We start from the raw sequence: 26,041 nt of genomic DNA, 5'->3' as shown, positions 1-26,041 counted from the left end.
TAGTCCTATTAATAGCTGGGAAGGCTGAAAGAATCAGCTGATGCAGTCATCAGATGACTGCATCAGGAGTAATTCTAAATTATCGACAGTGATTGGGAAAAGCCACTGTAGCCTTTAGATACGGGCCTTGATGATGAGCCATGGTTAACTGATGGATAATCAAATTTTGCTCAAAGAAGCGCTAACGGATGAGCTGGGTGTGCTCTACACAAATATTACTCAGCTGACTGATGTAAAGTCCTTGCCAGAGGACGATTTACAACTGCTACGTGGGCTAGTCTCGGTATTGCAGTTTGCAACTCAGCAAATGACGCAGCAGCAGGCTTCGGGTGGCAAGCTAACGGCAGATGTCACTGCGCTAAGGGATAAAGTAGCCCAGCTACAGCAGGAAAATGCTGCCTATCAGAAACAACTGCGGTGGATTCAGGATCAGCTGGCGCTATCACGGACGGCCACTGGTAAAATGCGGCTAAAAGCCACCCTGAAACAAACGCTGGATATTGCGGTGGTGATTTCTGAGGCCAGTAGTGGCAGTATTTTCTTGTTGGATGACGCCAAGGTGGTGACAGAATGTATTCTGACTCGCTCGGGCACCACAGAAAAGGAACGCCATAATCTGGTGGGGCAAGTTTTGGAGAAAGGCTTGGCCGGTTGGGTTGTGGAACATCGTAAATTGGAGACGATTGCCGATACCCGTCTAGATAGTCGTTGGATTAGCTTGCCCGATCAGCCTTACAAAGTATGTTCAGCGATGTGTGCACCGGTAGTTAGTGGCAATCGCATTTTAGGGATTATGACCCTAACCCATTCTGAGCCCAGGCATTTCCAACCACCGATTCCAAATCTGATCGGAGCCATGACCGATCAGATTGCTTTAGTGTTAGAAAATGCCAAATTACACAGCGTCAATCGTAAGCTCAATGGCCGCCTGAGTCACTTTAAAGACTTTTGCCATCAGCTTTTAACCACTGAGGTTGTGGGGGCCATGTTAGTACAAAACAAAAAGATTGTTCAAATTAATCAGCAAGCGGCCAATCTGTTAGGGCAAAGGCCAGATGCTCTCATCCACCTACCGTCTATCACTAGCTTGATTGCCTATGAAGATCTAGGCCGAGTCTGTGACGCACTGCGTCAGTGTTATACCCACCGAAATCAGCCGATGCCCCTTGATTTTGGTATTACCCATAAAAATGGCCAGGTAATTGCGATCGCAGCCCAAGCCATAGCCTTTGAGTTTGAGGAGCAACCAGCTGTACTATTGCTGCTAAATCAGGCAGATTGAGTCATCGACTCTTCACTCCCCCTTTTATCTACAATATACTCAGCTTTTTCCCATACTCTTGTGCCCACTCCCCCCAGCCGTCCAACCACCATTAAATTCCTCAAAAGCCCCACGTCCCAGGCATGGATTGAGCAAGCTTTAGCCAATTTAGATGAGGTGATGCTGGACCATTCCCACTGCGAGCGTAAAGCTGCCGGAATTGCCATCAAGCTGATGTTTTTGTACCCCGGCGATGGGGCATTGGTGGCGGCGCTAACGGATATTGCCCAGGAGGAGCTCAGCCATTTCAAACAGGTCAACCAGTGGCTAGAGCGTCGAGGTGTGTCCCTACGGCCTCTAGCAGCAGGCCCTTACGGTTCTAAGCTGCGCAAGCATGTGCGCCCCAATGATCCTGAACGCAAGCTGGACCTGTTACTGGTTTCAGCCTTAATCGAAGCCCGCAGCCATGAACGCCTGGGTCTGTTGGGAGAACATTGCCCCGATCCAGACCTGGCCAAGTTCTACCGCAGCCTGATGGCATCCGAAGCCCGACACTACGGTGCTTACTGGGTACTAGCCACCAATGAATTTGGCTCTGATGTGGTCACCCCCCGATTAGAAGAATTAGCGGTCGCCGAGAGCGAGATTTTGGCAACGCTGCATCCAGCCCCTAGGGTTCATAGTTGATAGGGAAATAGAAACTATGCCCATGCCCCTATAACTATCCCTCCCATCCCTATGCACACCACCTTCAAATCCTTTCTCATCCGCGACTGGCAACCGGCTGACCGAGCAGCCGCAACTGACCTGGTTGGCCAAGTTTTAACTGACTACGGTCTTCAGTGGGAACCGGAGGGCGCGGATATCGATGTGGTGCAGGTGGAAACACACTACCAGCATGGTGAATTTTGGGTAGTAGAGCAGGCGGGGGAAGTGGTCGGTACCGCAGCTTACCTGCCGATTGAGCGGGGTGAGCAGGCGGTAGAGATTCGTAAAATGTATTTGCTGCCGATGGCCCGTGGTCAGGGATTAGGGCGATTTTTACTAGGTCAGCTAGAAGCGACCATTGCAGCCCGTGGTTTCAAAGAAATCTGGCTAGAAACAGCCACGGTTCTCAAAGAGGCTGTTCGTATGTACGACAGCTCAGGATATCTGCCGGAAACGGGTGTGGAAACAACCCGCTGTGACAAGGTTTATAAAAAACGTATCGTGCCGTAGGGGCTGCCCTCGTGGGTGCCCTTCAATATGCATTGCAATCAGTCAGAGTTTCCTATAAATCGATATAATCAGTCGGGCCAAATTTCATTGCCCATGTTTGGTCAGGGTCACGATCTTGCCCCCATTTTTGGGGTAGGTACAAGACCGTGAACCTATGTACATATATCCTAATTATCTACCTGCTTGTGATTGCAGTTTATCCCGGTAGCTTTGATCCAGTTACCTTGGGTCATCTCGATATCATTACCCGTAGCAGTGGTCTATATGATCATGTGATTGTGGTAGTGTCACGTAATCCGATGAAAAACCCGATGTTTTCTATCGAGGAAAGGCTGGGTCAGATTCGGCAGGCAACAGCGCATCTCACTAATGTAGAAATTGATAGTTTTGATGGTCTGACGGTAAATTACGCCCACAAACGTAATGCTAAAGTCTTGATTCGGGGTTTGCGTGTACTATCAGACTTTGAGAAAGAACTGCAAATGGCTCATACTAATAAGACCCTTGCAGATGATCTTGAAACTGTCTTTTTAGCGACGTCTACTGAATACGGCTTTTTAAGCAGTAGTCTAGTAAAAGAGATTGCAAGGTTTGGCGGAGCTATCGGTCATCTTGTTCCTGATCATGTTGCCCACGATATTCAGAAATGGTACGGCAAGAACCTCCCCTAAACGACCCCAGGCTGGTGAATGACCCCAGGCTGGTGAATGATCCTAGGTTAAATGGCCAAGCTGCCCAGGTTGATGATGTCCTGGCTCAGCAGCAGATTGGCAAGGCCGGGCCTGCGCCTATAGCAGGGTTTGATATTCAAGATGCCCTCAATCAAATTGAGGAGTCTGTACTGGATAGCCCTCGCCTACCAGTCATGGGGCGCACCATGATCAATGAAGATGATCTGCTCGATCAGCTAGATGCTGTGCGGTTAAATCTGCCCAGCGCGTTTCAGGAAGCTCAGCAATTAGTAGAGCAGCGTGATGACATCCTCAGCGAGGCTGAGCGATACGCTCAGAGTATTGTGACGACTGCTGAAAAGCAGGCGGCCACGATTCTGAATGAAACGTCAATTTTGCGACAGGCTGAACAGCAGGCCCAGCAGTTGCGATTACAGGTGGAGCAGGAATGTGCGGCGTTGCGATCGCAAACCATGCTCGAAATAGAGCAACTGCAAACCCAAACAAAGCAAGAATGTGAAGATCTGCGCCAAAATGCGATCGCTGAATGCCATGCTATCCAGACAGATGCTGATACCTATGCCGATCAGGTATTACAGCGCATGGAAACCCAATTTAGTGAGATGCTTGGCGTGATCAGTAACGGTCGGCAGCAGCTCTACGAACGGCAGCAGCGAGCTCGACAGACAGCACCACCATCAATGCCAGCAGCGAGCGATGTTTCTCCCCCTAATCCCTTGAGTCGTCGTCCGGTCACCCAGCGACCGTCTTCTACTCAGCAATCCTATATCCAACCCCCTCAACAGCCGCCACCGCCGCGCTCCCCCCAGCAGCCGCCACCGCCGCGCCCCCCCCAGCAGCCACCGCGTCCCCAGCAGCGCCCGCCCCGTAAGTTCTAACCCCCCATGATTGGCTATCTCAAAGGGAACTTGGCCGATATCCAACGGCTGACCAATGGTCGTGTGATTATTACCGTGGATGTCAATGGCATTGGCTATGAATTACAGGTCACGGCTCGAGTGATGGGTAATCTCCCCCCCATGGGCGACCCGGTGCAGATTTTTGCCCACTTACAAAATCGAGATGACCAGCCAGTACTATTTGGTTTTGGCTCGCGGGCCGAGCGAGATGTTTTTCGTTTGGCCATCAGCGTTAGTGGCATTGGCCCCCAAATGGGCATGGCCTTGCTCGATACCCTGAGCTTAAATGACTTAGTTCAAGCCGTTGTGGCTGGGAATGCCCGCATTTTGTCCCAAACCCCCGGTGTCGGCAAGAAAACGGCTGAGCGCATAATTTTAGAACTGAAAACTAAGTTAGCCGAGTGGCGGCAGCAGGCTGGGCTCATTACCGCTCCTACAGGAGGTCCAGTGTCCGTCGTCCAAGAGGATGTAGAAATGACGCTACTGGCTCTAGGCTACTCTAATAGTGAAATTACTAAAGCGTTGCAAGCCGTAGGGCAAAGTAAAACCCTCAGTAAAAACGCTGACACTGAAGCCTGGATTCGTGAAGCGATCACCTGGCTCAGTCAATAAAAACCTGTCAAAGGTTGTAACGAAAATATGAGACCTGTAATGATACCTGATAGCGTTATTAAACACACTTTTTGTATCAAATAACACCGTTATCTGTCCTTGATAGCAGAGCACCCTGTAGATACACAAGCAGGATAAGCAGGTTTAAAGTCATCAGCGCCAGGAGTTTATGAAACAAGTTATTGCAGTTATTCGGTCCTCCCAGCTAGATAAGGTCAAAGAGGCCCTTGTCAATTCAGGAATTGTGGGTATGACTGTTGCTAATGCCCGTGGTTTTGGTCGTCAGAAGGGGCAGACCCAAAAATATCGTGGCCAAACCTATAAAGTCGATTTTCTTCCTAAAATCCGGTTAGAAATTGCCGTTGCCGATGACCAAGTAGACTTAGTGATAGACACCATCACTGAAGCTGCCCGCACAGGCGACATCGGCGATGGCAAGATCTTTGTGCTGCCCATTGAGGCCGCGTACCGTATCCGCACAGGTGAACGAGATGATGTAGCGTTGTCTAGTTCTGAAGCCTAAAACTCCCTATTCCACTCCCACATTCTTCAGTGCTGCCTGGGCTGCTTTCTTTTCCGCATCTTGTTTGCGTTTTCCCTTGCCTCGGCCATACAGTAATCCTTTCACACGCACTTCAGCGGTGAATTGTTTGGCATGGTCTGGCCCACTGGCGGCAATAATCTGGTAGGTAGGAACTTCGCCAAGCTGCTCCAATGACCAGATTTGAAAACGGCTCTTGTAGTTAACATGAATTGCAGTCTCACTGACGGTATCAGCAACACTGTCAAACATAGGGACTACATAGGACCGTATGGTTTCAATGTTTTGGCCGCTATCTAGAAAGTAGGCTCCAATCAGAGCTTCAAAGGTGCTGCATAGCACTCGCTTGCTATTGCGACTATCGCTATTTTCAGCGCCGCGACTCAGGCACAGGTACTTTTGCAATTGCAGCTGGCTGGCAAAGTAACTAAGCTGGTTTTCGTCCACTAAGGCAGCACGTAGCGGGGTCAGTTCACCTTCGGGTCGGTCCGGGTAGCGCTGGTAAAGGTACTCGCCACTGAGAAACGTGAGGATAGCGTCACCCAAAAATTCTAGCCGTTCATTGTCCTCGCAGTCATTTTCTTTAGCGTAGGACTTGTGGGTGATGGCTAGCTGCCAAAGATTTTTATCAGCGAAGGTAGGTAAATCAAACGTACTCATGCTTTCACAATAGCGTGGCTAGCTACTTTCTGAGGTGCAAATCACGATTGTTTTTAACACAAAAACAGCGATCGCAGACCTCTACGACCGCTGATTCAGGTCAAGACTTAACAGCAAAGATGACTGATTGTTTCAGTCTTATTCACCCGTGCTTTCAGTCTTGTTCACACATGCATTTATGCAAACGTGAAGTTGTTGCTAGTCAGCGAATTTACATCCACACCCGCTAGCAGTACAGAGTTATCGTTGCCTAAATCAAGCAAGGTGTCATTACCCACTTGGCTAGCAGCGCCTAACACGTCATGGAAGCCATCAAAAATGGCTTCTACATCTAGAATGTCATCCGTCACCGAAAAGTCGGTAACAACATCATTGCCCGAATTGCTCTCAAATCTGAAGGTGTCGCTACCCAGTCCCCCCGTTAGCAGGTCATCATCACTACCACCATTGAGGCTGTCATTACCAGTGCCACCAGTAATTTCATCATTACCGAGACCACCAGAGACAACAACATCGCCTGTAGATATCTGAACAAAACGGTCATCACCTACACCTAGACGGACTTCCCCGTTGAGGGTGCCTGCGTTGAGAATATCTACACTCCCCAGGGCACCATCAGCATCAATCGCCAATCCATTACCACCACTGATGGTGCCAAAGTTTGTAATTTGCCCATCAAAAATAACCCCCGATTCAATTAAGATGCCTGCTTGTTCTTCCGATGCGATAACGCCATTTAGTTCGTTGGTAATATCGCCGCTAAAGGTTGCTTCAGTCAGCCCCGAACCAACAAATAAGCGAATACCTGCAGGAACGCTGCTGTCGCCTCTACCCTGAATGAGACCACTGTTAGAAATATCGGCTGATAATTCCAGGTCATCAATGCCGTCACCTAGACCACTGGCTGCACCCACCTGTACCGAGATACCACTACCAGCGACACCTGCATCAATGGTACCAAGCTGGTTATTGATGCTGATATTGTCAGCAGTGCCATCGAGATAGACAGTGCCATTGCGCTGGGTGCCAGTGCCCAAAATGCTGCCTTGATTTACCAGGGTAACGTTGTCTCCATCTAAGTTAACGGCTCTACTACCTGACTCAATTTGTCCAGAGTTAACAATGGAGAGATCGTGGTCAGCATTGCCAATATAAAGACCATTGCGAGGACCAGAAATCGAACCACTGTTGTTGATCTGGCCATCAAAGGCGACACCATCTTCAACCACCAGCCCCCCTAAAAAGCCCACATTCACTTCCGAGGTGATGGTGCCACGGTTTACAACAGAACCAGTAACCGTGGCTTCAGCTTCACCTGAGCCATTGAAGAACCGCAGGCCGCTGGAGCCATTAGAGGCCACCCGACCACCGTTGGCAAAGACATCAGGGCCATCACCACGACCTTGTAGGAGACCACTATTCACAATGTTGATATCTTCACTAACTGCGTCTCCAGTGGCTCCCACTTGCACAGAGATGGCATCACCCAAGTTGCCTTCACCAGCATCCACCGAGCCCTGGTTATTGACGGTGATATCATCAGCGGTGCCATCAAGGTAGATCGTGCCGTTGCGCTGGTTGCCTGTACCGAGGATGCTTCCCTGGTTGGAGAGAGTCACGTTATCACCATCGAGGTTGACAGCTCTACTGCCTGACTCAATGGCTCCAGTGTTAATGATGGAGAGATCGTGGTCAGCATTGCCAATGTAAAGACCATTGCGAGGACCGGAAATTAGACCACTGTTCACAATGCGACCATCAAAGGCCACACCATCTTCAACCACCAGACCACCTAAAAAGCCCACATTCACTTCAGACGTAATGGTGCCACGGTTAACCACTGAGCCAGTAACCGTGGATTCAGCTTCACCTGAGCCATTGAAGAACCGCAGGCCGCTGGAGCCATTAGAGGCCACCCGACCACCGTTGGCAAAGACATCAGGGCCATCACCACGACCTTGTAGGAGACCACTATTCACAATGTTGATATCTTCACTAACTGCGTCTCCAGTGGCTCCCACTTGCACAGAGATGGCATCACCCAAGTTGCCTTCACCAGCATCCACCGAGCCCTGGTTATTGACGGTGATATCATCAGCGGTGCCATCAAGGTAGATCGTGCCGTTGCGCTGGTTGCCTGTACCGAGGATGCTTCCCTGGTTGGAGAGAGTCACGTTATCACCATCGAGGTTGACAGCTCTACTGCCTGACTCAATGGCTCCAGTGTTAATGATGGAGAGATCATGGTCAGCATTGCCAATGTAAAGACCATTGCGAGGACCGGAAATTAAACCACTGTTCACAATGCGACCATCAAAGGCCACACCATCTTCAACCACCAGACCACCCAAAAAGCCCACATTCACTTCAGACGTAATGGTGCCACGGTTAACCACTGAGCCAGTGACTGTCGCTTCAGCTGCACCAGAACCATTGAAGAAGCGTAAACCACTGGAGCCATTGGCAGCTACCCGCCCCCCGTTGGCAAACACATCGGGACCATCGCCACGACCCTGTAATAACCCATTGTTTGTAATGTTAATGTTCTCATTGCTAGGGTCATCAGCTGCACCCACTTGAACAGAAACAGCATCGCCCAGATTACCTTCACCAGCATCAATGCGTCCACTGTTGACTAAGCCCAGGTCATCAACGGTGCCATCAACATAGAGTGTGCCGTTGCGTTGATTCCCTGTTCCTAAAATGTCACCTGTATTCAGCACAAAACTTCCATCACCATCACTTATATCGACGGCACGACTGTTGGACTGAATTGTGCCAATATTGAGAAGTCTTAGGTTGTCGCCTGTGGAACTAATGCCATTTAGATCTCCCGAAATCTCTCCTAGGTTCAGGATGGTAGCATTGTCACCGCTGGCCTGAACTGCTGTATTCCCTGAGTCAGGCGCTGCTATTGAGCCACCAGGGATAATGGCTAATAATGCTTGATCACCTGAGATGTCAATGGCAGGTTCTCCAGCTGGTGCTTGAATATCATCAACAATAACTTCAACTTCACCATCAGAAAGAACAATGGGGTTAGTGGGTTCTTCTAGCATGATTGGGTGCCTCTAAGTGTTTCTTTTGTTTAATCTGTTGCGAATAAGATGAACAGATTTTGTTCATGTCTGCATCGTAGGAAGCTACGAGAGATAACGCTTGAGGCATAGGGCCTAAATCAGGGATAGGTCTAAAGTCCCAAACAAAACTTGTTCTTTTGTTGCCAAACAAACTGAGTCAAACAAAGCGAAAACGTATCATTTGAAAAGCATTGATTAATCTTTCTCTCAGTTTGCAAGAGGCTTTTTAAGGCGCTTCTCATTTATGTTGCCTGATAATCTACTAGTCAGGGTGATAAAAGCAAAATGTAAAACAATTTGAAGATGTAAAATTATTTTTACGAATAGCGACTGGATGTACGGGTAAGCAAGAGACGAGTAATAATTATCCAGAGCACAGCGCTTTCTCAGTTGCCATTCATCTATTCGAAAATGGACAAATCTATAATTCTGGCTAAAAGGAAGAACCTGTGTATCCTCAGGTCTTTTGGCGATGTTATGGGTAAAGGCTACAGTATGGCGAGTTCACAAAGTTCAATTCGGCTCCTACTTGCAGATGACGAAGATATTATTCGCTATGGCCTCAGTGCCATTTTGCAATGCGAAGCGGCGATAGAAATTGTGGGCGAAGCCTCTAATGGCCAGGAAGCCGTTGAAAAGACCCAACAGTTAAAACCAGATCTTGTCCTCATGGATATCGGTATGCCTATGATGGACGGTGTCACTGCAACAGGTAAGATCTGTCAGTCGGTACCTGATGTTAAAGTCCTAATTTTAACAACGTCTACAGAAGATCAGCATCTACACGATGCGATTCAGCAAGGTGCTTCAGGCTATCTGTTAAAAAACATACCACCTGAAGATTTTATCCATATTATCCAAAGTACCCACAAAGGATATATGCAATTTGATCCTACAATCGGTTCAAAATTGCATCAACATCTGAAATCTCCTCAACCTGCTAAAGTTGTGAGCGATTGGAAGGGAGTGACTCCACGAGAACGGGAGGTTTTAAAGCTGATTGCAACAGGTGCCAATAATCGAGAGATTTCTCAAACGCTCCACATCGCTGAAAAAACCGTTAAAAATCACGTTAGTAATATTTTAAATCGAGTAGGCTTAAGAGATCGTACACAGTTAGCAATCTGGGTCAACACAACTAATTTAGACACGTTGCAAACTGCGTAAAATCTAAAATATAAGCGCCCTCAATGATACGCTGGAACCTCTGGGCAAAGTTTAGTTTATTTCTATTTTTGGTTTGGCTGTTGGTTAGCGGCTCTACTATAGCTATGCTTTCGCAGCACCTCAATGCCCATGCTGAGCAAGCTGTAAAAGAACGAGCAAAAATTGTGCTGACTGGCATGCAAGCAGTTCGTGATTACACTCGTGATCATGTTCAGCCAGTGCTAAAAGAGAGTAGTGATATGGGTTTCTTTATCCAGGAAAGTATCCCAAATTTTGCTGCTAGAACTATTTTTGCTGACTTTCAGCAACAAGATGAACTGCTGGAAGATTTTTTGTATAAAGAGGCAACCCCAAATCCTACTAATCCTACCGATCTAGCAGATGCCTTTGAGACTGATATTTTTAGTCAACTACAGCAGTTTGTAACTTCTGAGTCGCAGGGTCTTTCTGGCTATCGTTTTTTGGATGGCAAGAAGCTGTTCTATATGGCGCAGCCTCTAGTCATGAGCGATGTCAGTTGTTTAGAGTGCCATGGCAAGGTTAGGGATGCGCCTGAATATCTCGTGAATATGTATGGCGATCGCAATGGCTTTGGCTGGCAACTTAATGATGTTGTGGCAGCCCAGATGGTCTATGTGCCTGCAGATATTATTTTCGATCGCGGTCGTCAGAACCTATGGACGGTAACCAAAACTCTCTTGGGTACACTGGGTGCCTTTTTTGTCGTAGTGAATCTATTATTGTGGCGCACGGTGGTGAAGCCGCTCAAGATACTCACTAATACTGCAAAGGCTGTGAGTAGCTGTTCCATTACGTCAGAGCAAGATGTATTTCCACAAGATCAACATCTGGAAAAATTAACCCTGCGACGGGATGAGCCGGGGCAACTGGCTCGCTCGTTTCAGTACATGATCTATGTGCTCAGTCGCCGTGAGCAAGATCTACAGCTGGCGGTTCAGGAGCGCACCCAATCGCTAGAGCAGGAAATGCGCGATCGCAAAACTATCCAAGACGCATTGCAAACCTATGCCCATGCCATGAACCATGACCTGCGGAACTTGGTTATGGGTATTTCCAATCTGGTGCAGGGCATTATTTTTCGCTCATCTAAAGCCAAGACCCATGACTCTACTCAGCCAGCATCAATTGTAATGGAACCCAAGGCGCTTTCTATGATTCAGCAAAGTTGCGATCGCCAGCTTAAGCTTATGAATTCTCTGATGGAGGTGCAATCGTCTGATATTTGGCGCATATCTCTACAGAAAGACAATGTAAACTTGCGACAGTTAACGGAAGATTTGAGATTCTTCTATGAGACCAAACAGACGTTGTCCACTGCCAAAATAAGCAATCATGTATCGTCTGAGGTACCACAGGTCTATGGAGATTTCTGCCAACTCAGACGAGTATTCGAAAATCTAATTGATAATGCCCTAAAGTACAATCCCAAAGGCGTCGCCATTACCCTAACCGCCAGCATTTGGGACGACGATCCATCAATGGTACGATGCGCGGTGACGGATAATGGCATGGGTATTGACCCTGCCAAAAGTCAGGAGCTATTTGAAATCTATGCCCGTGGCAAGAGCCAGTTCTCAGTAGATGGGTATGGCCTGGGTCTATACATTTGCCGCAAAATCGTTGAGGCCCATGGCGGGCATATTGGCGTGGAATCGTTCTCCAATCAAGGGGCAGAGTTTTGGTTTACATTGCCCCTTGTCAACACAGGCTGAGTAATCTCCGGTCAGAATTTTTGCCGTTGTTGATTGAGGGGATTGGTCAATCTGGCAGCCCCCCTGACATTAGTCTTGCTTAGATTACAGTTTCCTGAGGATCAGCGATCGCAAAATTTCTGTCCCCGAAGCACATCCAAATCAGGTATATTCCCGTACTCATACTGGATGGTTGCCTAAGGCCATCCACGTATTGTGCTGCAAAGCACGCTTATTATATAGAGCAGTGCTTTTGAAGACAGGTTCATATATTTACCTTTTATTGGTTCCTCGCCCATGCTTTCTGAACGTCCCGAAAGTCAATCTCCAGATTGGGGAGACGCCACAGATGAAGCATTGTTTGTAGCCCTACAGCAGGGGGATAAATCAGCACTGGCCATTTTGTATGATCGCTATTCGCGATTGGTCTATACCGTTGCATTTCGGATTTTAAATAATGGGCCAGAAGCCGAAGACTTGACCCAGGAAATTTTTCTGAACCTCTGGCAAAAACAAACCTATAACCCAACCCGTAGTGCCCTTAGTCGTTTTTTGAGTACCGTTACCCGAAATCGAGCCATTGATCGAGTCCGCTCCCGCAGCATCCGACGGCGGATTCTTAAAGGTATGGTGCCCCAGCAGTCTCAACCTGTGGCTTCCTTTTCGCTACCTGTGGAGCAGGCCTCATTGGGAGAACGCTCCCAGCGGGTACGGGCAGCACTGAAAAACTTGCCTGAAAAACAACGTGAGCTTCTATGGTTAGCTTATTATCATGGATTTAGTCAATCCGAAATTGCTAATCATACGAATATACCTTTAGGGACCGTCAAGTCGCGCATGCGTCAGGGCTTACTCAAGCTCAAAGGCACGTTGCAAGATCTGGTCGATTAGCTTATTCCTCTTTGATTGATTACCTATTTCTGTCCTATGGCTTCTGAACGAAAATTGGATGAATTTGCAGCTGACTATGTGGCTGGTAATCTCTCAGCCGAAGAAGCTGATGAATTTGCCCGTCTAGTTGCAGAACAGCCTGAACTGCAGGTAGAGGTAAATCGTCTTGAGAAAACTGTTAGCCTCATGCTTGATGAGCTGCCAATGATGCAGCCACCCCAGCGTTTGAGGGATGCGGTCTTAGCTGGGGAGAATAGGCCTGTGCGATCGCACCGCTTACCCCTAGCCTGGATACTAGGAGCATTGGCTGCTGGCGCAACGCTATTATCCCTATCGCTGGGTATGAGTAATCATCGTTTACGGCTAGCCAATCAACAGCTACAGCAGGATTTGGTAGCCGTGATGCCCGCACAGCAGGCTCAGCGCATTTTGCAGCAGCCCTCCACACGCTTTTATGACTTTGCCGGGACCGATAATGCTATCGATACATTTGGCAACATGATTGTGGATACAGATGGTTTGCAGGCTGCGATCGCATTTGAAAACCTATCCCCCCTTGCGGACAATCAAACCTATGCTCTGTGGGTGAGCTACCAGGGCAAATATATTCCCTGCGGTGTATTTCAAACCACTCCAGACGGCACGGCCTTCGCCACGTTGCCCATGCCCCCGGTTTATCAATCTAGACCCTGGGTACAAGATGTGATCGTAACCGTTGAACCCGCCGATTTACCCGCTCAGCCCACCGGCCCAATCGTCGCTGCAACTAGCTAAGTTCAAGGGTTTCAAGATAAATCAAAAAAACTTTCATCCGATCCACAACCTCATTCGTATTAATAGTCAAACAGATAAGTTACAGGTAAGTTGTTGTTACGAAGGTGATTATTGGAACTACACTATTACATTCTGTTTGTGTAATGGTGTGCCTGAGGGTATGAGTTTGCTGTCTAGCAGTCTTCAAGAATGTTTCAGCCCATTCCAAAAACTCTCAACTTTATCTCATCTAATATCGAACATTATTCGTATCTATAACTGAGTGTCAATTTTGTTCTTGCCAGGCCCTAGCTCTTGTTTGGTAAAGGCTCCTAAGTACACGTCTGTTCATTCACTCTTCTCTCCCTAGAAATATTCGCAACAACTGCCTTGGTACTTTGTCCTGCGGTCCAGTTGAATCTGCTGACTATTTCTTTTAAGAGATGTCCACTTCTTTCATCTACAAACTTATAGGAGAACACACCATGAACGCTTTTCTAGCTCTTCTTGTTAACCAGATTGTTGGCAACCTATTTGAAAATGCACCTGAAATTGAAGATTTAGGCGATATCTTCATTGGTGGTAATGGTGACGACAACTTTCAAGGAGGTGACCAAGACGATATCTTTTTTGGTGCCAATGGCGATGATACCATTCTTGGAGGCGCTGGCACTGACGTAGTATTCGCAGGGGGAGGTAATGATACGGTTGTTGGTCAAACGGGTAATGACGTTGCATTCTTAGGCGCAGGGCATGACCGTTTTATCTGGAACAACGGCGATGGTAGCGACTTTATTAATGGTGGGGCAGGCAACGACACAACTGAGGTCAATGGGGCCGATGGACCAGGCGATGAGTTTGAGCTCACTGAGGCTAATGGTCAAGCTATTTTTAACCGTCTGAATCTGGGTTTATTCACCCTAACCAATGAGAGTATTGAGAAATTTAAAATTAATGGCCAAGGTGGTGATGACTCGCTAACGGTGGGTGACCTCACTGGCAGTGATGTACAAAAGGTTATCTTTTCTGGTGGTGATGGCAACGATACGCTCGATGCCCGTGAAAGTTCTACAGAAATCAAGGCACGGGGTGGCGACGGTAACGATCTCTTGCTAGGTGGGTCTGCTGAAGACACCTTCTATGGTGGTGCTGGCGATGATGTTGTTGTGGGCCAGCGTGGCGATGATACGGCTTATCTTGGGCGCGGTGATGATCGCTTTATCTGGAACAACGGTGATGGCAGTGATTTTATTGACGGCGACGCTGGTTTTGATATCACCCAAGTGAATGGTGCCGATGGCGCAGGCGATGAGTTTGACCTCAGTCAAGAAAATGGTCAAGCTATTTTCAACCGCCTGAACCTGGGCTTATTTACCCTCACTAACGAAGAAATCGAGCAATTTGAGATCAATGGCCAAGGCGGTGACGATTCCCTGACAGTTAACGATCTCACTGGTAGCGATGTACAGAAAGTTGTCTTTTCTGGTGGTGATGGCAACGATACGCTAGATGCCCGTGAAAGCTCCACTACCATTGAAGCTTTCGGTGGTGATGGTGATGACCTGTTGCTAGGTGGCTCTGCCGTAGATACATTCTTTGCTGGAGCCGGTAATGATATTGTCGTGGGCCAGCGAGGAAATGATATAGCTTACTTGGAAGAGGGTGACGATCGCTTTATCTGGAATAACGGTGACGGCAGCGATTTTATCAACGGTGGTTTAGGCTTTGACGTGACTCAAGTCAATGGTGCAGATGGAGCCGGTGATGAGTTTGATCTTCGCCAAGTAGACGGTCAAGCTATTTTCAATCGTCTTAATCTGGGTCTCTTTACCCTTACTAACGAAGGCATTGAACAATTTGAAATCAATGGCCAAGGTGGTGATGATTCTTTCACTATTGGCGATCTCACCGGCAGTGAGGTAGAGTCTGTGCTCTTCTCCGGTGGTGAGGGTAATGACTTCCTAAATGCTAGCGGCACATTAACTCCAGTGACTGCTGACGGTGGCGATGGCGACGATATTCTCATCGGTGGCGCAGGCAATGACATTCTCATTGGTGGTGATGGTGCCGACTTACTGATTGGCGGGGCAGGCAATGACATTCTCATTGGTGGTGATGGTGCTGATTTCTTTGGCTTCGACACCGGCGCAGCGTTTAATGCAGCTGACATTGGCACTAATCAAATTCAAAACTTTGAGGCCATCGATAGCATTGTTCTAGATGTCACTGTGTTCGCTGAGCTAACCAGCGCAGTGGGCGGTACCTTGTCTGCTAATGAGTTTGCAGTGGTCAACAGTGTTGAAGAAGCAGCTCTGAGTGATGCCTTAATTATCTATGGTGCTGACACTGGGAACTTGTATTACAACCCGAACGGCATTGAAGATGGCTTTGGTAACGGTGCTCAGTTTGCCACTATTGAAGGCGCACCCACACTGGAGGCAAATGATTTTGTCATTCAGGCATAGTGTCTTGAATCCTATTAGTAGATAGTAAGCACCCTAAGCAGAACAGATGCCTTCTTCGCTGATGTCTTTGCTTGGGGCTTCGAATGGTGTGAGTGATGTCGACGCCATTAACATTACTGCTACCAAGTCAGCCGCAGTCCCTGTTCTAACATCTGCTCTTGTAACTCATCCATATAACCTTGTTCAACAATATCAGCAGCTGTCAGGTTAGGACGGTTAATTAGCCATGCGGAGGTAGTTCCCGCTGCTGCACCCATCCCCCATTCACTAATGTGAACCCGCGTCACCGCATTCACAATGTGACTCACAGCAAGACTCTTGCCACCCATTAGCAGATTATTAACCTCCTGAGGCACCATACTCTCTAACGGAATCTGTACCGGACGCACCACAAACTCCTTTGCTGGCGCACTACTCGCTTCCCAGGAAGGAGCGCCATTACGATAACGGCAGCCATGAATGTCAATGTCATAATGGGTGACCGCTACCGTTGTTGGCGTAAAATCACGACCACCGACTTGATCTGTTCGCAGGTCAGCCTCACGCATGAGAAAAGCCTTATCCCCATAGGCAGACCGGCCTAAAATCCGCCGACCTTCACGGATATAGGGTACCAAACTTAATCCCGACTGCGTGCCCATATAGGCCTCATCACCCATGAGGTAACTCAATGGAAACTCTGGTTGTGACTGAGTTTCTAGTAACCAGCGAGCAAATAAAAGCGCATGGTCCTCACCATGGCGCAAGGCTACCGCCGAAATACCACCCAACCAATTCTGATGTTGACCACTCTCTCTAATTTGATCTGCCGTAAAAATCAGCGGAGGATCCATCCACGTCCAATCATTGCCACGGTTCCAGTTCACCATCGTCATATCACCCAGCACAGGTGTGGCCCGAAATGGATCGTTGCGGGTGGTACTCACAATCCGACGATAGTTAAAAAAGCTCCGCCCTGTAAAAAAGGGAAATCCCTCCATATCAAATTGTTTCTCGTGCTCATGGGCTCCATAGAGTGGCGGTTCTTGTTGCAACATTTGCTCTAACGCAGTCAGACTCTTGCCATCATCATCATTGAGAGCAATAACAAAAGGGTACGTAAAGGCCTGGGTACAGGCCGGATTATCTCTTTCTGAACCGTGAGCCTCCCCAGTGGTTGTTTGAGCCTCTGACCCCAGTCGATGGGGTAGATTTGCCCACCCCACAAACTCCCCCGTATCTGTGGCATCAATGACCATCATCCGCTGTCCCGATGGCGGTTCTAACCTTAGGGACACCTTCTCAAAGGTGGCATCAGCTGACCAGGAATACCAGCTAGCCAGAGCTTGGGAAAATCGACCTGTGGGAATGTAGTTTGAGCTTTTGGGAATACGTCGCACAGCATGAATGGCAACAATCTCTTGACCGCTGTCATCAAAGGTGGCTCCCTTAAAGGCTGTTTGTGTCTGCCAACGACTTTCAGGGGATTGGGGCAAAACACTTTCTAAATGTGCTTGGGCTGCCGCCGCGCCAGCCTCGGGCACAAAGCAGAGTTTGCCCACCCAGCAGGCGTTCACCTCATCTACCGTAACGTCCCCCTTACCTGTCCACTCCGGTAACGTCACCGTCTGCTGAGCAATTTCTTGCTTAAAGGCCTGCCAACTAGCCGAAAAGTTTTGATCCGCTCGCATGGCCAAGGACTCGTCAACCGCCGATACACCTTGAGAACTGATCTGCCCCCCTAGCCATGGCGTCAGCTCGATCAAACAGGTGGTCGCCCCAGCCTCCATGGCATGGTAAGCCGCTGCCACACCCCCCAGGGAACCACCAATGACGACTACTTCGCATTGCCAGGTTTCCTGCGCTGTCGGTAATGGCATTAAATTGGGTCTACCATTATCCAGAATCAGAGGTGGCGGCGATGGTGGGGAGGGCACTTCAGTGACTTCTGTCTGAGGAGTACAGGCACTGAAAAAACCGCATACTATCAACCAACCAAAATACCTGGCAAGCAGAATACGTCGAACCATGGATCAGCGTATAGGAACGATGATGATTCTATCGCTGAACGACCTATAGTCCAGGCTCTTAGCGACACATGTTTGAGATTGCTGCGGCTGACATCAAAAGGTGGGCGTCGGTATGTCCCTAACGTATACACACCTCTCAAACTCCGCTCCCAAGCTTTCATGCCCCCCCCCTTAATCCCTTTGGGTGAGAATTGTCTCTAGTGCCGAAACAGAGACACTTATTTTTGAGGTGAAATACAGGGAATACGGACTGAGATTAATTGCTGAAACCGTTGTGTTAGAACGATAGCAGCGATTAGTTGTCCGAAGGTTAAACTCCACCACAGACCAATGCCTTGCCACCCCAGCAGTTGTCCAATCACATACCCCAAACCAATGCCAACACCCCAATGGGCCAACACATCTACCGTTGCCAATAGATGGGTGTCCTTCAGTCCCTGCAATGTTCCAGCACTGATTAAACGAATCCCCTGGGCAATTTGAAATACTACGCCCACTTTAAACAGGGTGGCTGCAATAGTCACAGTTTCGGTATTCTCTGGTAAGTTCACGTCCAGATAAAAACTGGCAATGGTTTGGGGCAAAAACCAGAGCGGAATTGCCAGCACCATAACCAACACCAAATTCATGAGCAGGTTAGCATGGGCCACCTGTCGAGCCCCTCGCGGTGCCCCTGCCCCGATTTTATGCCCCGTACGCATGGCAGCGGCATAGGCAAAGCCCCAAGAGAACATTAGCAACAGCTCTGTGGTGGTCATGACGATGCGATGGGCGGCCAGTAATTCTGTACTCCAGAGGCCCATGAGCAGGGCAGCGGCTGTGAGGGCTCCCATCTCGGTGCCATAGTCGACGCATAGGGGCCAGCCCAGGTGAATTATTTCGGTGAGGATATTGCGATCGCACCGCCACCACTGCCTGAATAACCGCAATCGCCGCAGCGACGGATACACCTTTAAGAGCACCACTGCCACTCCAAAGCTGCACCAAAATACCACCGTACTGGCCCAGCCAATCCCTGCTAGACCTAACTTTGGCAGCCCCCATTTGCCATACATCAGCCCATAGTTCAGGCCAATATTCAGAGGTATGCTCAACCCCATCAGCAGTACCACCAAACGCGGTCGCGATAGGGCCGTCAGAATTTCCTTAAACACAAAGACACCCAGGGCTGCGGGTAGGCCCCAAACGATGGCATGCAAATATGCGATCGCACCATCCACAGTAGCCGCCTGCTGCCCCAACAATCTAAGAATGACATCCATATGCCAAATCAAAACCATCATGGGTAGAGAGATGCTAAAACTCAACCACACCCCCTGCACATTGATCCGACTAACACGATGATGGTCTCGGGCACCATGGGCTTCAGCAGCAATGGCTCCCGTCATTTCCAACAGGCCAGTGCACAACGATAGCAGCATCCAAAACACTGTTGCCCCCAGCCCGCCTGCAGCCAGGGTTGCCGTACCCAAACCACCCATCATTAAACTATCCACAAAGTTCACAGCCCCTTCCGACAGCTGAATCAGTATCAGAGGAATAGCCAGACGAAGTGAGGCCTTAGCTTCGGTTCGTAGGCTACTGACCCATCGGGGCAAGGCATTAAACAGGGGCATGGTAGATGCAGGTTAGGACTACGTCTTAGCTTCAGGCAAACGTAGGAATTTTTCAGATAGCCATGGCAATTGTCACCCGATGGTTGACGTCATAGCAACAAATGCAACACAAACAGTCCATATCTATTTGATACGCTGGGATTGATCTACTAAGCCCCAGCCATGGAAAATTTACCGACCGCTGAACGCTATCTCTATGAGCTATTCAGCTTTATTAGCGATGGCTACTTGACCGTCACCAACCCCAGCGGTCAGATATTTAACTTTGGCTCCCCAGACACTCAGCCCCATGTGCACCTACAAATTCACGACCAACGCACCTATGCGAGCATCATTACCTTTGCTTCGCTGGGGTTTGGGGAAGCCTATATGGACGGCTGGTGGGATGAAGCTAACGACCAGCTGACAGAGCTGATCAGTATGCTCTATCGCAACCGAGTCTACTCCAAGGCCAGCCAAAAGCTAACCATTCCCCTGGCGCTGCAAATCATTTCTCAACGGCTGAAAACAGTACCACTACTGCTCAAAAATAGTCGTAAAAATGTCCAGTACCATTACGACCTCGGCAATGACTTTTATCAGCTGTTTTTAGACTCTACCCTCACCTACTCCTGCGGCTATCAGGTTACCCCTGAGGACAGTCTAGAAACCATGCAAAACCAAAAGTATGAAATCATCTGCCGCAAACTTGCCCTTAAACCGGGAGAGACTCTAGTAGACATTGGCTGTGGGTGGGGCGGCATGCTGATTTATGCCGCTGAGCACTATGGCATCACCGGCACTGGCGTTACCCTCAGTGACGAACAGGCTGCCTTAGCAAAAAAACGAATTGCCGACAAAGGTCTAGAAGACAAAATCAAAATAGAAATTAGAGATTATCGAGAAACAGAAGGGCAGTACGACAAATTTGTCAGCATCGGCATGTTTGAGCATGTGGGCAAAGGCAATTTCTCCACCTTTATGGAGAAAGCTAGAGCCCTGCTGAAACCCCACGGTGTTGGCATGCTCCACACCATTACTACCGAGAGTTCTGAACGTAACGGCCCCTGGATCGACAAATATATTTTCCCTGGTGGCTATGCTCCCCAGCTATCCGAAATTTGTCGAGATTTGCGGGCAGCAAAACTAACCGTAGCCCACTGCGAGAATCTAAAACCCCATTATGCAGAAACCTTTAGACGCTGGGGCAAAAACTTTACCGCGAACCGCGAACTAATTTCTTCCCTCTCACCTAACTATGATGAGAGATTTCTACGGATGTGGTATCTCTATCTGCAATCCTTCGAAGCCTCCTTCAGAGATGGCAGTATGCACATTTATCAGGTCTTGTTCTATGGTGACAAGCAATGGCGGCTCAATGTCCCCTTACCCGGTTTCTTGCCAGAAAAAATGCAACAAGCCTCGTAAGTTCCACTGTGCTCATCTAATTTGGTGCCTAAAACACCCACATCCTGGGTACTCCGGTCGAGCTATTGAGGATAGTTTCAACATCATGGGCTGTGAGTGGCTGTGAGAATAGATATCCTTGGCCCAAATCACAGCCCAGTTTTTGCAACTGTTGAAGGTGATGAGGGGTTTCGATGCCTTCTGCCACAACGGTCAACCCCAACTGCTTACCTAGAGCAAGGATAGTGCTAATTACCTGATAGTTACGATTTTTCAAATGCATATTGCCAACAAACAAACGATCAATTTTTAAACTATGAATGGGCAATCGATGGAGATAACTTAGGGATGAATAGCCAGTGCCAAAATCATCAATACTGATTTGGATGTTTCTAGATGCCAGTTGTGACAACAAGTCAATGGTTTGATCAATATCAATATCCTCAATCAACATGCTTTCAGTTATTTCTAAAATCATCAAATCTCCCGTTAAGCTCATCACGCTCAGAATATCGTCAATATCCTGAAGTAACGTACTTCTGTGTAAGTCCTGAACAGAGAGATTAATACTGATTTTTAGAGGAAAATGATTGGGAAACTGTTGCTTCCACACCATCAGCTGTTCACACGTCTGGTTGATCACCCAGCTATCCAAACCAGTGACTAAGTTTGTCTCCTCGGCCATAGGGATAAATTCGCTGGGAGAGAGAAGACCACGGTCTGGATGTTGCCAGCGAATCAATGCTTCAAATCCAGTGAGCTGACTATCCTTTAAGCTAACAATGGGTTGGTAGTGAATCACAAATTCCTGCTGAGTAATCGCCTTCCGAAAATCGGTTTCTAAGGTGAGGCGACTCATGGCCTCTAAATACATGGCTGCATCAAAGAATTTATAGGAATTATGAGTCTCTGACTTAGCGCGATACATAGCGATATCAGCATCTCGAATGAGATTAGCGGCTTCCTGATAATCTTCACTGCCAATGGCAATGCCGATGCTGGTGCTGGTAAATATCTTATGCTCATCAATCAGAATCGGCGTTTGGCAGTCCGCCAAAATCCGCTCTACCACTTGGACAATATCCTCAACAGTATCCACATCTTCCAGCAAGATCACAAACTCATCCCCACCGAGCCGAGCAACCATATCTGTACTGCGGAGATGTTGTTTTAGTCGTTTTGACACTTCAATGAGTAATTTATCGCCCACTAAATGCCCCAAACTATCATTGACAACTTTAAATCTATCTAAATCGAGAAAGAGCACAGCATAGTGAGACGTTTGATGGCGTCTCGATCGTTGTAAGGCAAACTCAATACGGTCTAACAATAATCGTCGATTGGGCAAACCCGTCAATGGATCATGGAGGGCATTATGGGTAATTTGTTCTTGTGCCTGTTTGAGATCACTAATATCACGACAAACACAGATCACCAATCCATTATTCATTAAGGTTAAAGAAACCCCTTGAGGAAACTGGGAGCCATCTTTGCGAGTTGCAATGGCTTCTCCTTGCCAGGCGCGATCGCATTCTAATGTGGGAAAAATGTCTTGTTCAAATCGTCGTACCTCTTCTGAAGAATATAGGAGTTGCCACGACTGTCCTAACAGTTCGTCGGGATGCGTGTACCCAAAGAGGTTGAGATGAGCTGGATTGACATAAGTGTAGACATCGTTTTGCAAAATACTAATGCCTTCAATAGCAGCCTCAATGGCCGCCAATTGCTGTTTAATCAATGCCTTTGCGACCTTATGATCGGTAACATCCTGAAACGTACCTAATACACCAATAGTCTCTCCATCCAGATTGTGCAAAGGGTGCTTATTTGTTTCAATCCAAATTGACTGACCATCAGCTTTACGTTGAGTCTCCATAATGCCAAGCTTAGCGGTATTGGATTCTATTACCTGACGATCGTCAGCTCGATACGCTGCCGCTTCTGCCAATGTCCAAGGGAGATCATAATCCGTTTTCCCCTGAATATCCACCAAGGAGTTTAGGCCTGCATTCTTTAAAAAATTACGATTACCACCTAAATAAACAGAATTACGATCCTTCCAAAAGATGTGCAGTGGAAAAGTATCCAAAACAGTTTGGAGAAATTGCTCTCGCTCTAAAAGTTCAGCTGTCCGTTCAGCCACTTTGATTTCTAAGGCCTGATTAAGTTGCTCCAATGCCGTATTAGCCCGTTGTCGCTCTAATTCAGCCGCAGCCCGCGCAGCGAAAATCTGTAGAATTTGGGTGGCCCGCTGGACATCTTGCAATGGCTGTTGGTGAAAGATGCATAGAATTCCAGTCACCTCTCTTTTCGTATCCCGTAGAGCAATTCCCACATAGCTCTCTGCAGCCATTTCACGCAACGCTAAATAGTCAGGAAACTGCTGCTGAATAGATTGTTCACAACAAAAGATGCCCGCTTGCACTACCTGCTCGCAGGGGGTCTTCACTAAGGGGTACACATCATTCGGCTGCAGTTCTCCCTCCGTCCAAACGGCCAGGCTATGAAGTTGACGGCCTCTGCACTCCGTGATCAACACATGGGTGATATCTAAGGCCTCAGCAATATGCCTGGCCAATGCAGGGAAAAAGTCTTGACCCACTGCAGCAGTTCCTAAAATCAAATTCTGTAGCTGTGACTCAGCTCGTTTGCGATCGCTAATATCCGTATCCACAACCGTGACATACCAATAGTCTCCTGCCTCATTCCACTGCACGAAGCAATTGGCCAAAATCCAACAGATGGAACTATCCTTACGGTTGAATCGATATTCCATATGATGGGTGGATGTGCTGCGCGTACTGAGAATTGACTGCAGCGTAGGTAGCACTTCCATTTCCCAATCATCCTGATGAATTCGTGCTTGCCATAACCCAGCATCTGGAAAAAGCTCATCAGCGGTATAGCCAAAATTTTGTTCGCAATGAGGGGAAATATAATCGTATTGAATTGAGGCATCTGGATAAAAGCGAAAGCGGGTAATACCTGCGATCGCCGTATCTAAAACCTCACTCAGTTGTTTTTGGGAGTTTTTTAGCTCTAACTCTAATTGTTTGCGAGCTGTAATGTCCTGATAGGTTCCCAATACCCCAACCACCTCACCTGCCAGATTATGTAGCGGCAATTTATTCGTTTCCGCCCAAAGCCGTCTACCATCTGCCTTAACCAAGGTTTCGATAATTCCCAGCTTGGCCGTATTAGACACCATGACTTGCAGATCGTCAGCTCGATAGCCTGTCGCTTCGGTCCGAGGCCAGGGTATCTCGAAATCCGTTTTACCAATGATGTCAGCAACAGAGTCTAAGCCAGCATTTGAGAGATAGTTACGATTACACCCCAGATACACACTGTTGAGATCCTTCCAAAAAACTGAGAGCGGGAACGTATCTAATACAGTCTGTAAGAATTGCTCCCGCTCCTGTAATTCAGCAGTGCGTTCTGCCACTTTATCTTCAAGGGCTTGGTTAAGCTGTTCCAGGGATGAGATTGCTCGCTGACGTTCTAGTTCAGCTGTCGCCCGAGCCGCAAACGACTGCAGAATGGCTTCGGCCCGTTGGGGCGATTGAATTGGTTGAGTATCAAGAATACATAGATCGCCTATGACATTCCCTTGGGCATCATGTAGAGCAATACCTAAATAGCTTTCTGCCCCCATCTCAGCCAAATCTAAATCATCCGGGAAAGACTGCTGTAGCAAAACTTCACAATAAAAGCGCCCCGCCCGTAGCGTCAGTTCGCAAGGAGTCTTTGCTGGATGATAAGAAGTCGGTGTATGCAGCTCACCATGGCCCCAAAACGCTAAGGCATGTAGCTCTTCCCCAACTAACTCAGTGATAATGGCGTAGGCCACACCCAGGGCTGAGGCAATATGACGAACCAACGCTGGGAAAAAGTCCTGTCCCGTGGTTGCAGCAGTGCCTTCAATTAGATTTTGCAGCTGTCGTTCAGCCTGTTTGCGATCGCTAATATCGCGAATCATAAACAGAACTTCATTATCACCACTTTGAATCACCCTAACCTCTTCATCCCGTATCTGATCACCTAGCTGTATCTGTTGTTCATAGGTTTGAAGTACGCCTGTACGTAACGCTTCTTTCAAATAAAAAAGCTGTTGCGTCGCCACCTCCGCCGGAAGCATCTCGATCATCGATAGCCCAACAGGATTCACATCCTCAGGAAATAACGTAATATCTTTTTGATGCGTCACAATTTCGCGATAGACACCCTGAGCATCTACACAAAAAAGATAATCTGGAATAGCTGACAGAATTGCTCGATTTTTAACTGCACTTTGATTCAATACCGATTCAGGGACATGGAGCAAAGTAGATTGTCTGGAACCACTATCCTGTAGCCCGTTTTCTTGACAATCATCCTCTCGCTGATCTGGTAGATTGAAGTCTTGTTGCCATTGTTCAGCCTGTTTTAAAGCTAACAACCTTTGTAACGTTAATTGGGTGACGACTCCCGCCAGATACCCCTGCCCATTTAGAAGTAGTAAATGCCGGCTATTATGTCGCTGAAGTAAATCCAAAGCAAGATCTGCGTCAGTAAAGTCGGACTCACCCAGGGTCAGTGCAGCAGAAACTATGACGTCCGCTATGGTCAAATCATCGAGGGCTAGTTGCCGAGCAGTCAGGCGCACCACATCTCGCTCCGTCAGTATGCCAACCACAGAGCCTGCCTCTACAATGACAACGCAGCTGGCTCGCTCACCATAGCTATCCTGTGCACCAGCCATCTGGTCAACAGCAGTCATAACCAACGTCTCCGAGGAAACCACTAAAGGATCCCGAATAATCGCAGAGTCTAGATCCAGTGACCCAGAGCCGATGACACGAGTGACCATAAATTTTCAAAAAAGAATAACTGTAACGAAACAACAGCAGCGACGTATTAAAGACAGCTGTCTCAAAGCACACATCTACGGACTAGTGTCAAAGAATAGTATCGTTATGTCAATTTTGCCTGGGTTTTAAGCGTCTTCTCATAGGTACAAGGTAACATCCTCCTAACGTTGGAACTGAGTTTAGCTTAACCTCAAACTCTTCACACTGTAATTGTGGGGATAATTTTGTC

Annotated in this window: 18 protein-coding genes; 13 read left to right on the top strand and 5 right to left on the bottom strand. The window is 48.0% G+C overall.

What is annotated here, in order from left to right:
• Window positions 1-151 precede the first annotated feature (151 nt).
• From SPB21_RS26325 to SPB21_RS26295, 7 genes are all read left to right on the top strand, one after another.
• The gene (locus tag SPB21_RS26325) at window positions 152-1,282 is read left to right on the top strand and encodes a GAF domain-containing protein (RefSeq protein WP_499868065.1); all 1,131 of its coding nucleotides are present in this window, start codon (window positions 152-154) and stop codon (window positions 1,280-1,282) included.
• Window positions 1,283-1,342: 60 nt separating this feature from the next.
• Window positions 1,343-1,948 carry a tRNA isopentenyl-2-thiomethyl-A-37 hydroxylase MiaE gene (locus SPB21_RS26320; protein ID WP_163666330.1) on the top strand — a complete coding sequence of 202 codons (606 nt, stop codon included), beginning with the start codon at window positions 1,343-1,345 and terminating at the stop codon, window positions 1,946-1,948.
• A gap of 51 nt (window positions 1,949-1,999) precedes the next feature.
• A complete protein-coding gene (locus tag SPB21_RS26315) occupies window positions 2,000-2,479 on the top strand; it encodes a GNAT family N-acetyltransferase (RefSeq protein ID WP_499060074.1) in 480 nt (159 codons plus the stop codon).
• A gap of 146 nt (window positions 2,480-2,625) precedes the next feature.
• Entirely contained in the window at window positions 2,626-3,150 is a 525-nt protein-coding gene (gene coaD / locus SPB21_RS26310; RefSeq protein ID WP_431732028.1) for a pantetheine-phosphate adenylyltransferase, read from the top strand.
• Complete coding sequence (locus tag SPB21_RS26305) at window positions 3,126-4,049, top strand: F0F1 ATP synthase subunit B (RefSeq protein ID WP_499868064.1); 924 nt, start codon at window positions 3,126-3,128, stop codon at window positions 4,047-4,049. Before coaD ends, SPB21_RS26305 begins: the two co-directional genes overlap by 25 nt.
• Before the next feature lie 6 nt (window positions 4,050-4,055).
• Window positions 4,056-4,682 (top strand): Holliday junction branch migration protein RuvA, encoded by a 627-nt coding sequence (gene ruvA, locus SPB21_RS26300; RefSeq protein WP_163666240.1) that lies wholly within the window; start codon window positions 4,056-4,058, stop codon window positions 4,680-4,682.
• 169 nt (window positions 4,683-4,851) lie between these two features.
• The gene (locus SPB21_RS26295; RefSeq protein ID WP_163666238.1) at window positions 4,852-5,205 is read left to right on the top strand and encodes a P-II family nitrogen regulator; all 354 of its coding nucleotides are present in this window, start codon (window positions 4,852-4,854) and stop codon (window positions 5,203-5,205) included.
• Window positions 5,206-5,211: 6 nt separating this feature from the next.
• Here the strand turns inward: SPB21_RS26295 and rnc are convergent, their stop codons facing one another.
• The gene (rnc, locus tag SPB21_RS26290) at window positions 5,212-5,883 is read right to left on the bottom strand and encodes a ribonuclease III (RefSeq protein ID WP_163666236.1); all 672 of its coding nucleotides are present in this window, start codon (window positions 5,881-5,883) and stop codon (window positions 5,212-5,214) included.
• A gap of 176 nt (window positions 5,884-6,059) precedes the next feature.
• Window positions 6,060-8,942: a beta strand repeat-containing protein gene (locus SPB21_RS26285; protein ID WP_499868063.1), complete on the bottom strand. Its 2,883-nt coding sequence runs from the start codon at window positions 8,940-8,942 to the stop codon at window positions 6,060-6,062.
• A 516-nt stretch (window positions 8,943-9,458) separates the two neighbouring features.
• Between SPB21_RS26285 and SPB21_RS26280 the strand changes: the two genes are divergently transcribed.
• The 5 genes from SPB21_RS26280 (at window position 9,459) to SPB21_RS26260 (ending at window position 15,951) form a co-directional block, all read left to right on the top strand.
• On the top strand, window positions 9,459-10,130 hold the full coding sequence (locus SPB21_RS26280; RefSeq protein WP_499059652.1) for a response regulator: 672 nt from the start codon (window positions 9,459-9,461) through the stop codon (window positions 10,128-10,130).
• 104 nt (window positions 10,131-10,234) lie between these two features.
• Window positions 10,235-11,863, top strand: coding sequence for an ATP-binding protein (locus SPB21_RS26275; RefSeq protein WP_499868062.1), 1,629 nt, complete (start codon window positions 10,235-10,237; stop codon window positions 11,861-11,863).
• Window positions 11,864-12,139: 276 nt separating this feature from the next.
• Window positions 12,140-12,733 carry a sigma-70 family RNA polymerase sigma factor gene (locus SPB21_RS26270; RefSeq protein ID WP_163660913.1) on the top strand — a complete coding sequence of 198 codons (594 nt, stop codon included), beginning with the start codon at window positions 12,140-12,142 and terminating at the stop codon, window positions 12,731-12,733.
• A 36-nt stretch (window positions 12,734-12,769) separates the two neighbouring features.
• Entirely contained in the window at window positions 12,770-13,507 is a 738-nt protein-coding gene (locus tag SPB21_RS26265; RefSeq protein WP_163698564.1) for an anti-sigma factor domain-containing protein, read from the top strand.
• 464 nt (window positions 13,508-13,971) lie between these two features.
• Window positions 13,972-15,951, top strand: a complete 1,980-nt coding sequence (locus SPB21_RS26260) for a calcium-binding protein (protein WP_499868061.1) — start codon at window positions 13,972-13,974, stop codon at window positions 15,949-15,951.
• Window positions 15,952-16,070: 119 nt separating this feature from the next.
• Here the strand turns inward: SPB21_RS26260 and SPB21_RS26255 are convergent, their stop codons facing one another.
• Together SPB21_RS26255 and SPB21_RS26250 are read right to left on the bottom strand one after the other, a co-directional pair.
• Window positions 16,071-17,960 (bottom strand): FAD-dependent oxidoreductase, encoded by a 1,890-nt coding sequence (locus SPB21_RS26255; protein ID WP_499868060.1) that lies wholly within the window; start codon window positions 17,958-17,960, stop codon window positions 16,071-16,073.
• Window positions 17,961-18,178: 218 nt separating this feature from the next.
• On the bottom strand, window positions 18,179-19,576 hold the full coding sequence (locus tag SPB21_RS26250; protein ID WP_499868059.1) for an MATE family efflux transporter: 1,398 nt from the start codon (window positions 19,574-19,576) through the stop codon (window positions 18,179-18,181).
• 162 nt (window positions 19,577-19,738) lie between these two features.
• On the opposite strand from SPB21_RS26250, the gene SPB21_RS26245 reads away from it, so the two are divergent.
• Window positions 19,739-20,983: a class I SAM-dependent methyltransferase gene (locus SPB21_RS26245; RefSeq protein WP_163660922.1), complete on the top strand. Its 1,245-nt coding sequence runs from the start codon at window positions 19,739-19,741 to the stop codon at window positions 20,981-20,983.
• A gap of 28 nt (window positions 20,984-21,011) precedes the next feature.
• On the opposite strand, the gene SPB21_RS26240 is transcribed toward SPB21_RS26245, so the two are convergent.
• Complete coding sequence (locus tag SPB21_RS26240; protein ID WP_499868058.1) at window positions 21,012-25,811, bottom strand: EAL domain-containing protein; 4,800 nt, start codon at window positions 25,809-25,811, stop codon at window positions 21,012-21,014.
• Between the last annotated feature and the right edge of the window lie 230 nt (window positions 25,812-26,041).

The sequence above is a fragment of the Leptothoe sp. ISB3NOV94-8A genome (assembly GCF_043421595.1).
Taxonomy (GTDB): domain Bacteria; phylum Cyanobacteriota; class Cyanobacteriia; order Phormidesmidales; family Phormidesmidaceae; genus Leptothoe; species Leptothoe turfae.
The sequence above is the reverse complement of the archived record's forward strand: the minus strand, read 5'-3'. Positions and strand labels throughout refer to the sequence as shown.

What these genes read in the sequence shown, in the direction of transcription:
- SPB21_RS26325 (WP_499868065.1), top strand. Translation starts at nt 152, where the DNA reads ATGGATAATCAAATTTTGCTCAAAGAAGCGCTAACGGATGAGCTGGGT.
- SPB21_RS26315 (WP_499060074.1), top strand. Translation starts at nt 2,000, where the DNA reads ATGCACACCACCTTCAAATCCTTTCTCATCCGCGACTGGCAACCGGCT.
- SPB21_RS26305 (WP_499868064.1), top strand. Translation starts at nt 3,126, where the DNA reads ATGGTACGGCAAGAACCTCCCCTAAACGACCCCAGGCTGGTGAATGAC.
- ruvA (WP_163666240.1), top strand. Translation starts at nt 4,056, where the DNA reads ATGATTGGCTATCTCAAAGGGAACTTGGCCGATATCCAACGGCTGACC.
- SPB21_RS26295 (WP_163666238.1), top strand. Translation starts at nt 4,852, where the DNA reads ATGAAACAAGTTATTGCAGTTATTCGGTCCTCCCAGCTAGATAAGGTC.
- rnc (WP_163666236.1), bottom strand. Translation starts at nt 5,883, where the DNA reads ATGAGTACGTTTGATTTACCTACCTTCGCTGATAAAAATCTTTGGCAG.
- SPB21_RS26285 (WP_499868063.1), bottom strand. Translation starts at nt 8,942, where the DNA reads ATGCTAGAAGAACCCACTAACCCCATTGTTCTTTCTGATGGTGAAGTT.
- SPB21_RS26280 (WP_499059652.1), top strand. Translation starts at nt 9,459, where the DNA reads ATGGCGAGTTCACAAAGTTCAATTCGGCTCCTACTTGCAGATGACGAA.
- SPB21_RS26275 (WP_499868062.1), top strand. Translation starts at nt 10,235, where the DNA reads ATGCTTTCGCAGCACCTCAATGCCCATGCTGAGCAAGCTGTAAAAGAA.
- SPB21_RS26270 (WP_163660913.1), top strand. Translation starts at nt 12,140, where the DNA reads ATGCTTTCTGAACGTCCCGAAAGTCAATCTCCAGATTGGGGAGACGCC.
- SPB21_RS26265 (WP_163698564.1), top strand. Translation starts at nt 12,770, where the DNA reads ATGGCTTCTGAACGAAAATTGGATGAATTTGCAGCTGACTATGTGGCT.
- SPB21_RS26260 (WP_499868061.1), top strand. Translation starts at nt 13,972, where the DNA reads ATGAACGCTTTTCTAGCTCTTCTTGTTAACCAGATTGTTGGCAACCTA.
- SPB21_RS26255 (WP_499868060.1), bottom strand. Translation starts at nt 17,960, where the DNA reads ATGGTTCGACGTATTCTGCTTGCCAGGTATTTTGGTTGGTTGATAGTA.
- SPB21_RS26250 (WP_499868059.1), bottom strand. Translation starts at nt 19,576, where the DNA reads ATGCCCCTGTTTAATGCCTTGCCCCGATGGGTCAGTAGCCTACGAACC.
- SPB21_RS26245 (WP_163660922.1), top strand. Translation starts at nt 19,739, where the DNA reads ATGGAAAATTTACCGACCGCTGAACGCTATCTCTATGAGCTATTCAGC.
- SPB21_RS26240 (WP_499868058.1), bottom strand. Translation starts at nt 25,811, where the DNA reads ATGGTCACTCGTGTCATCGGCTCTGGGTCACTGGATCTAGACTCTGCG.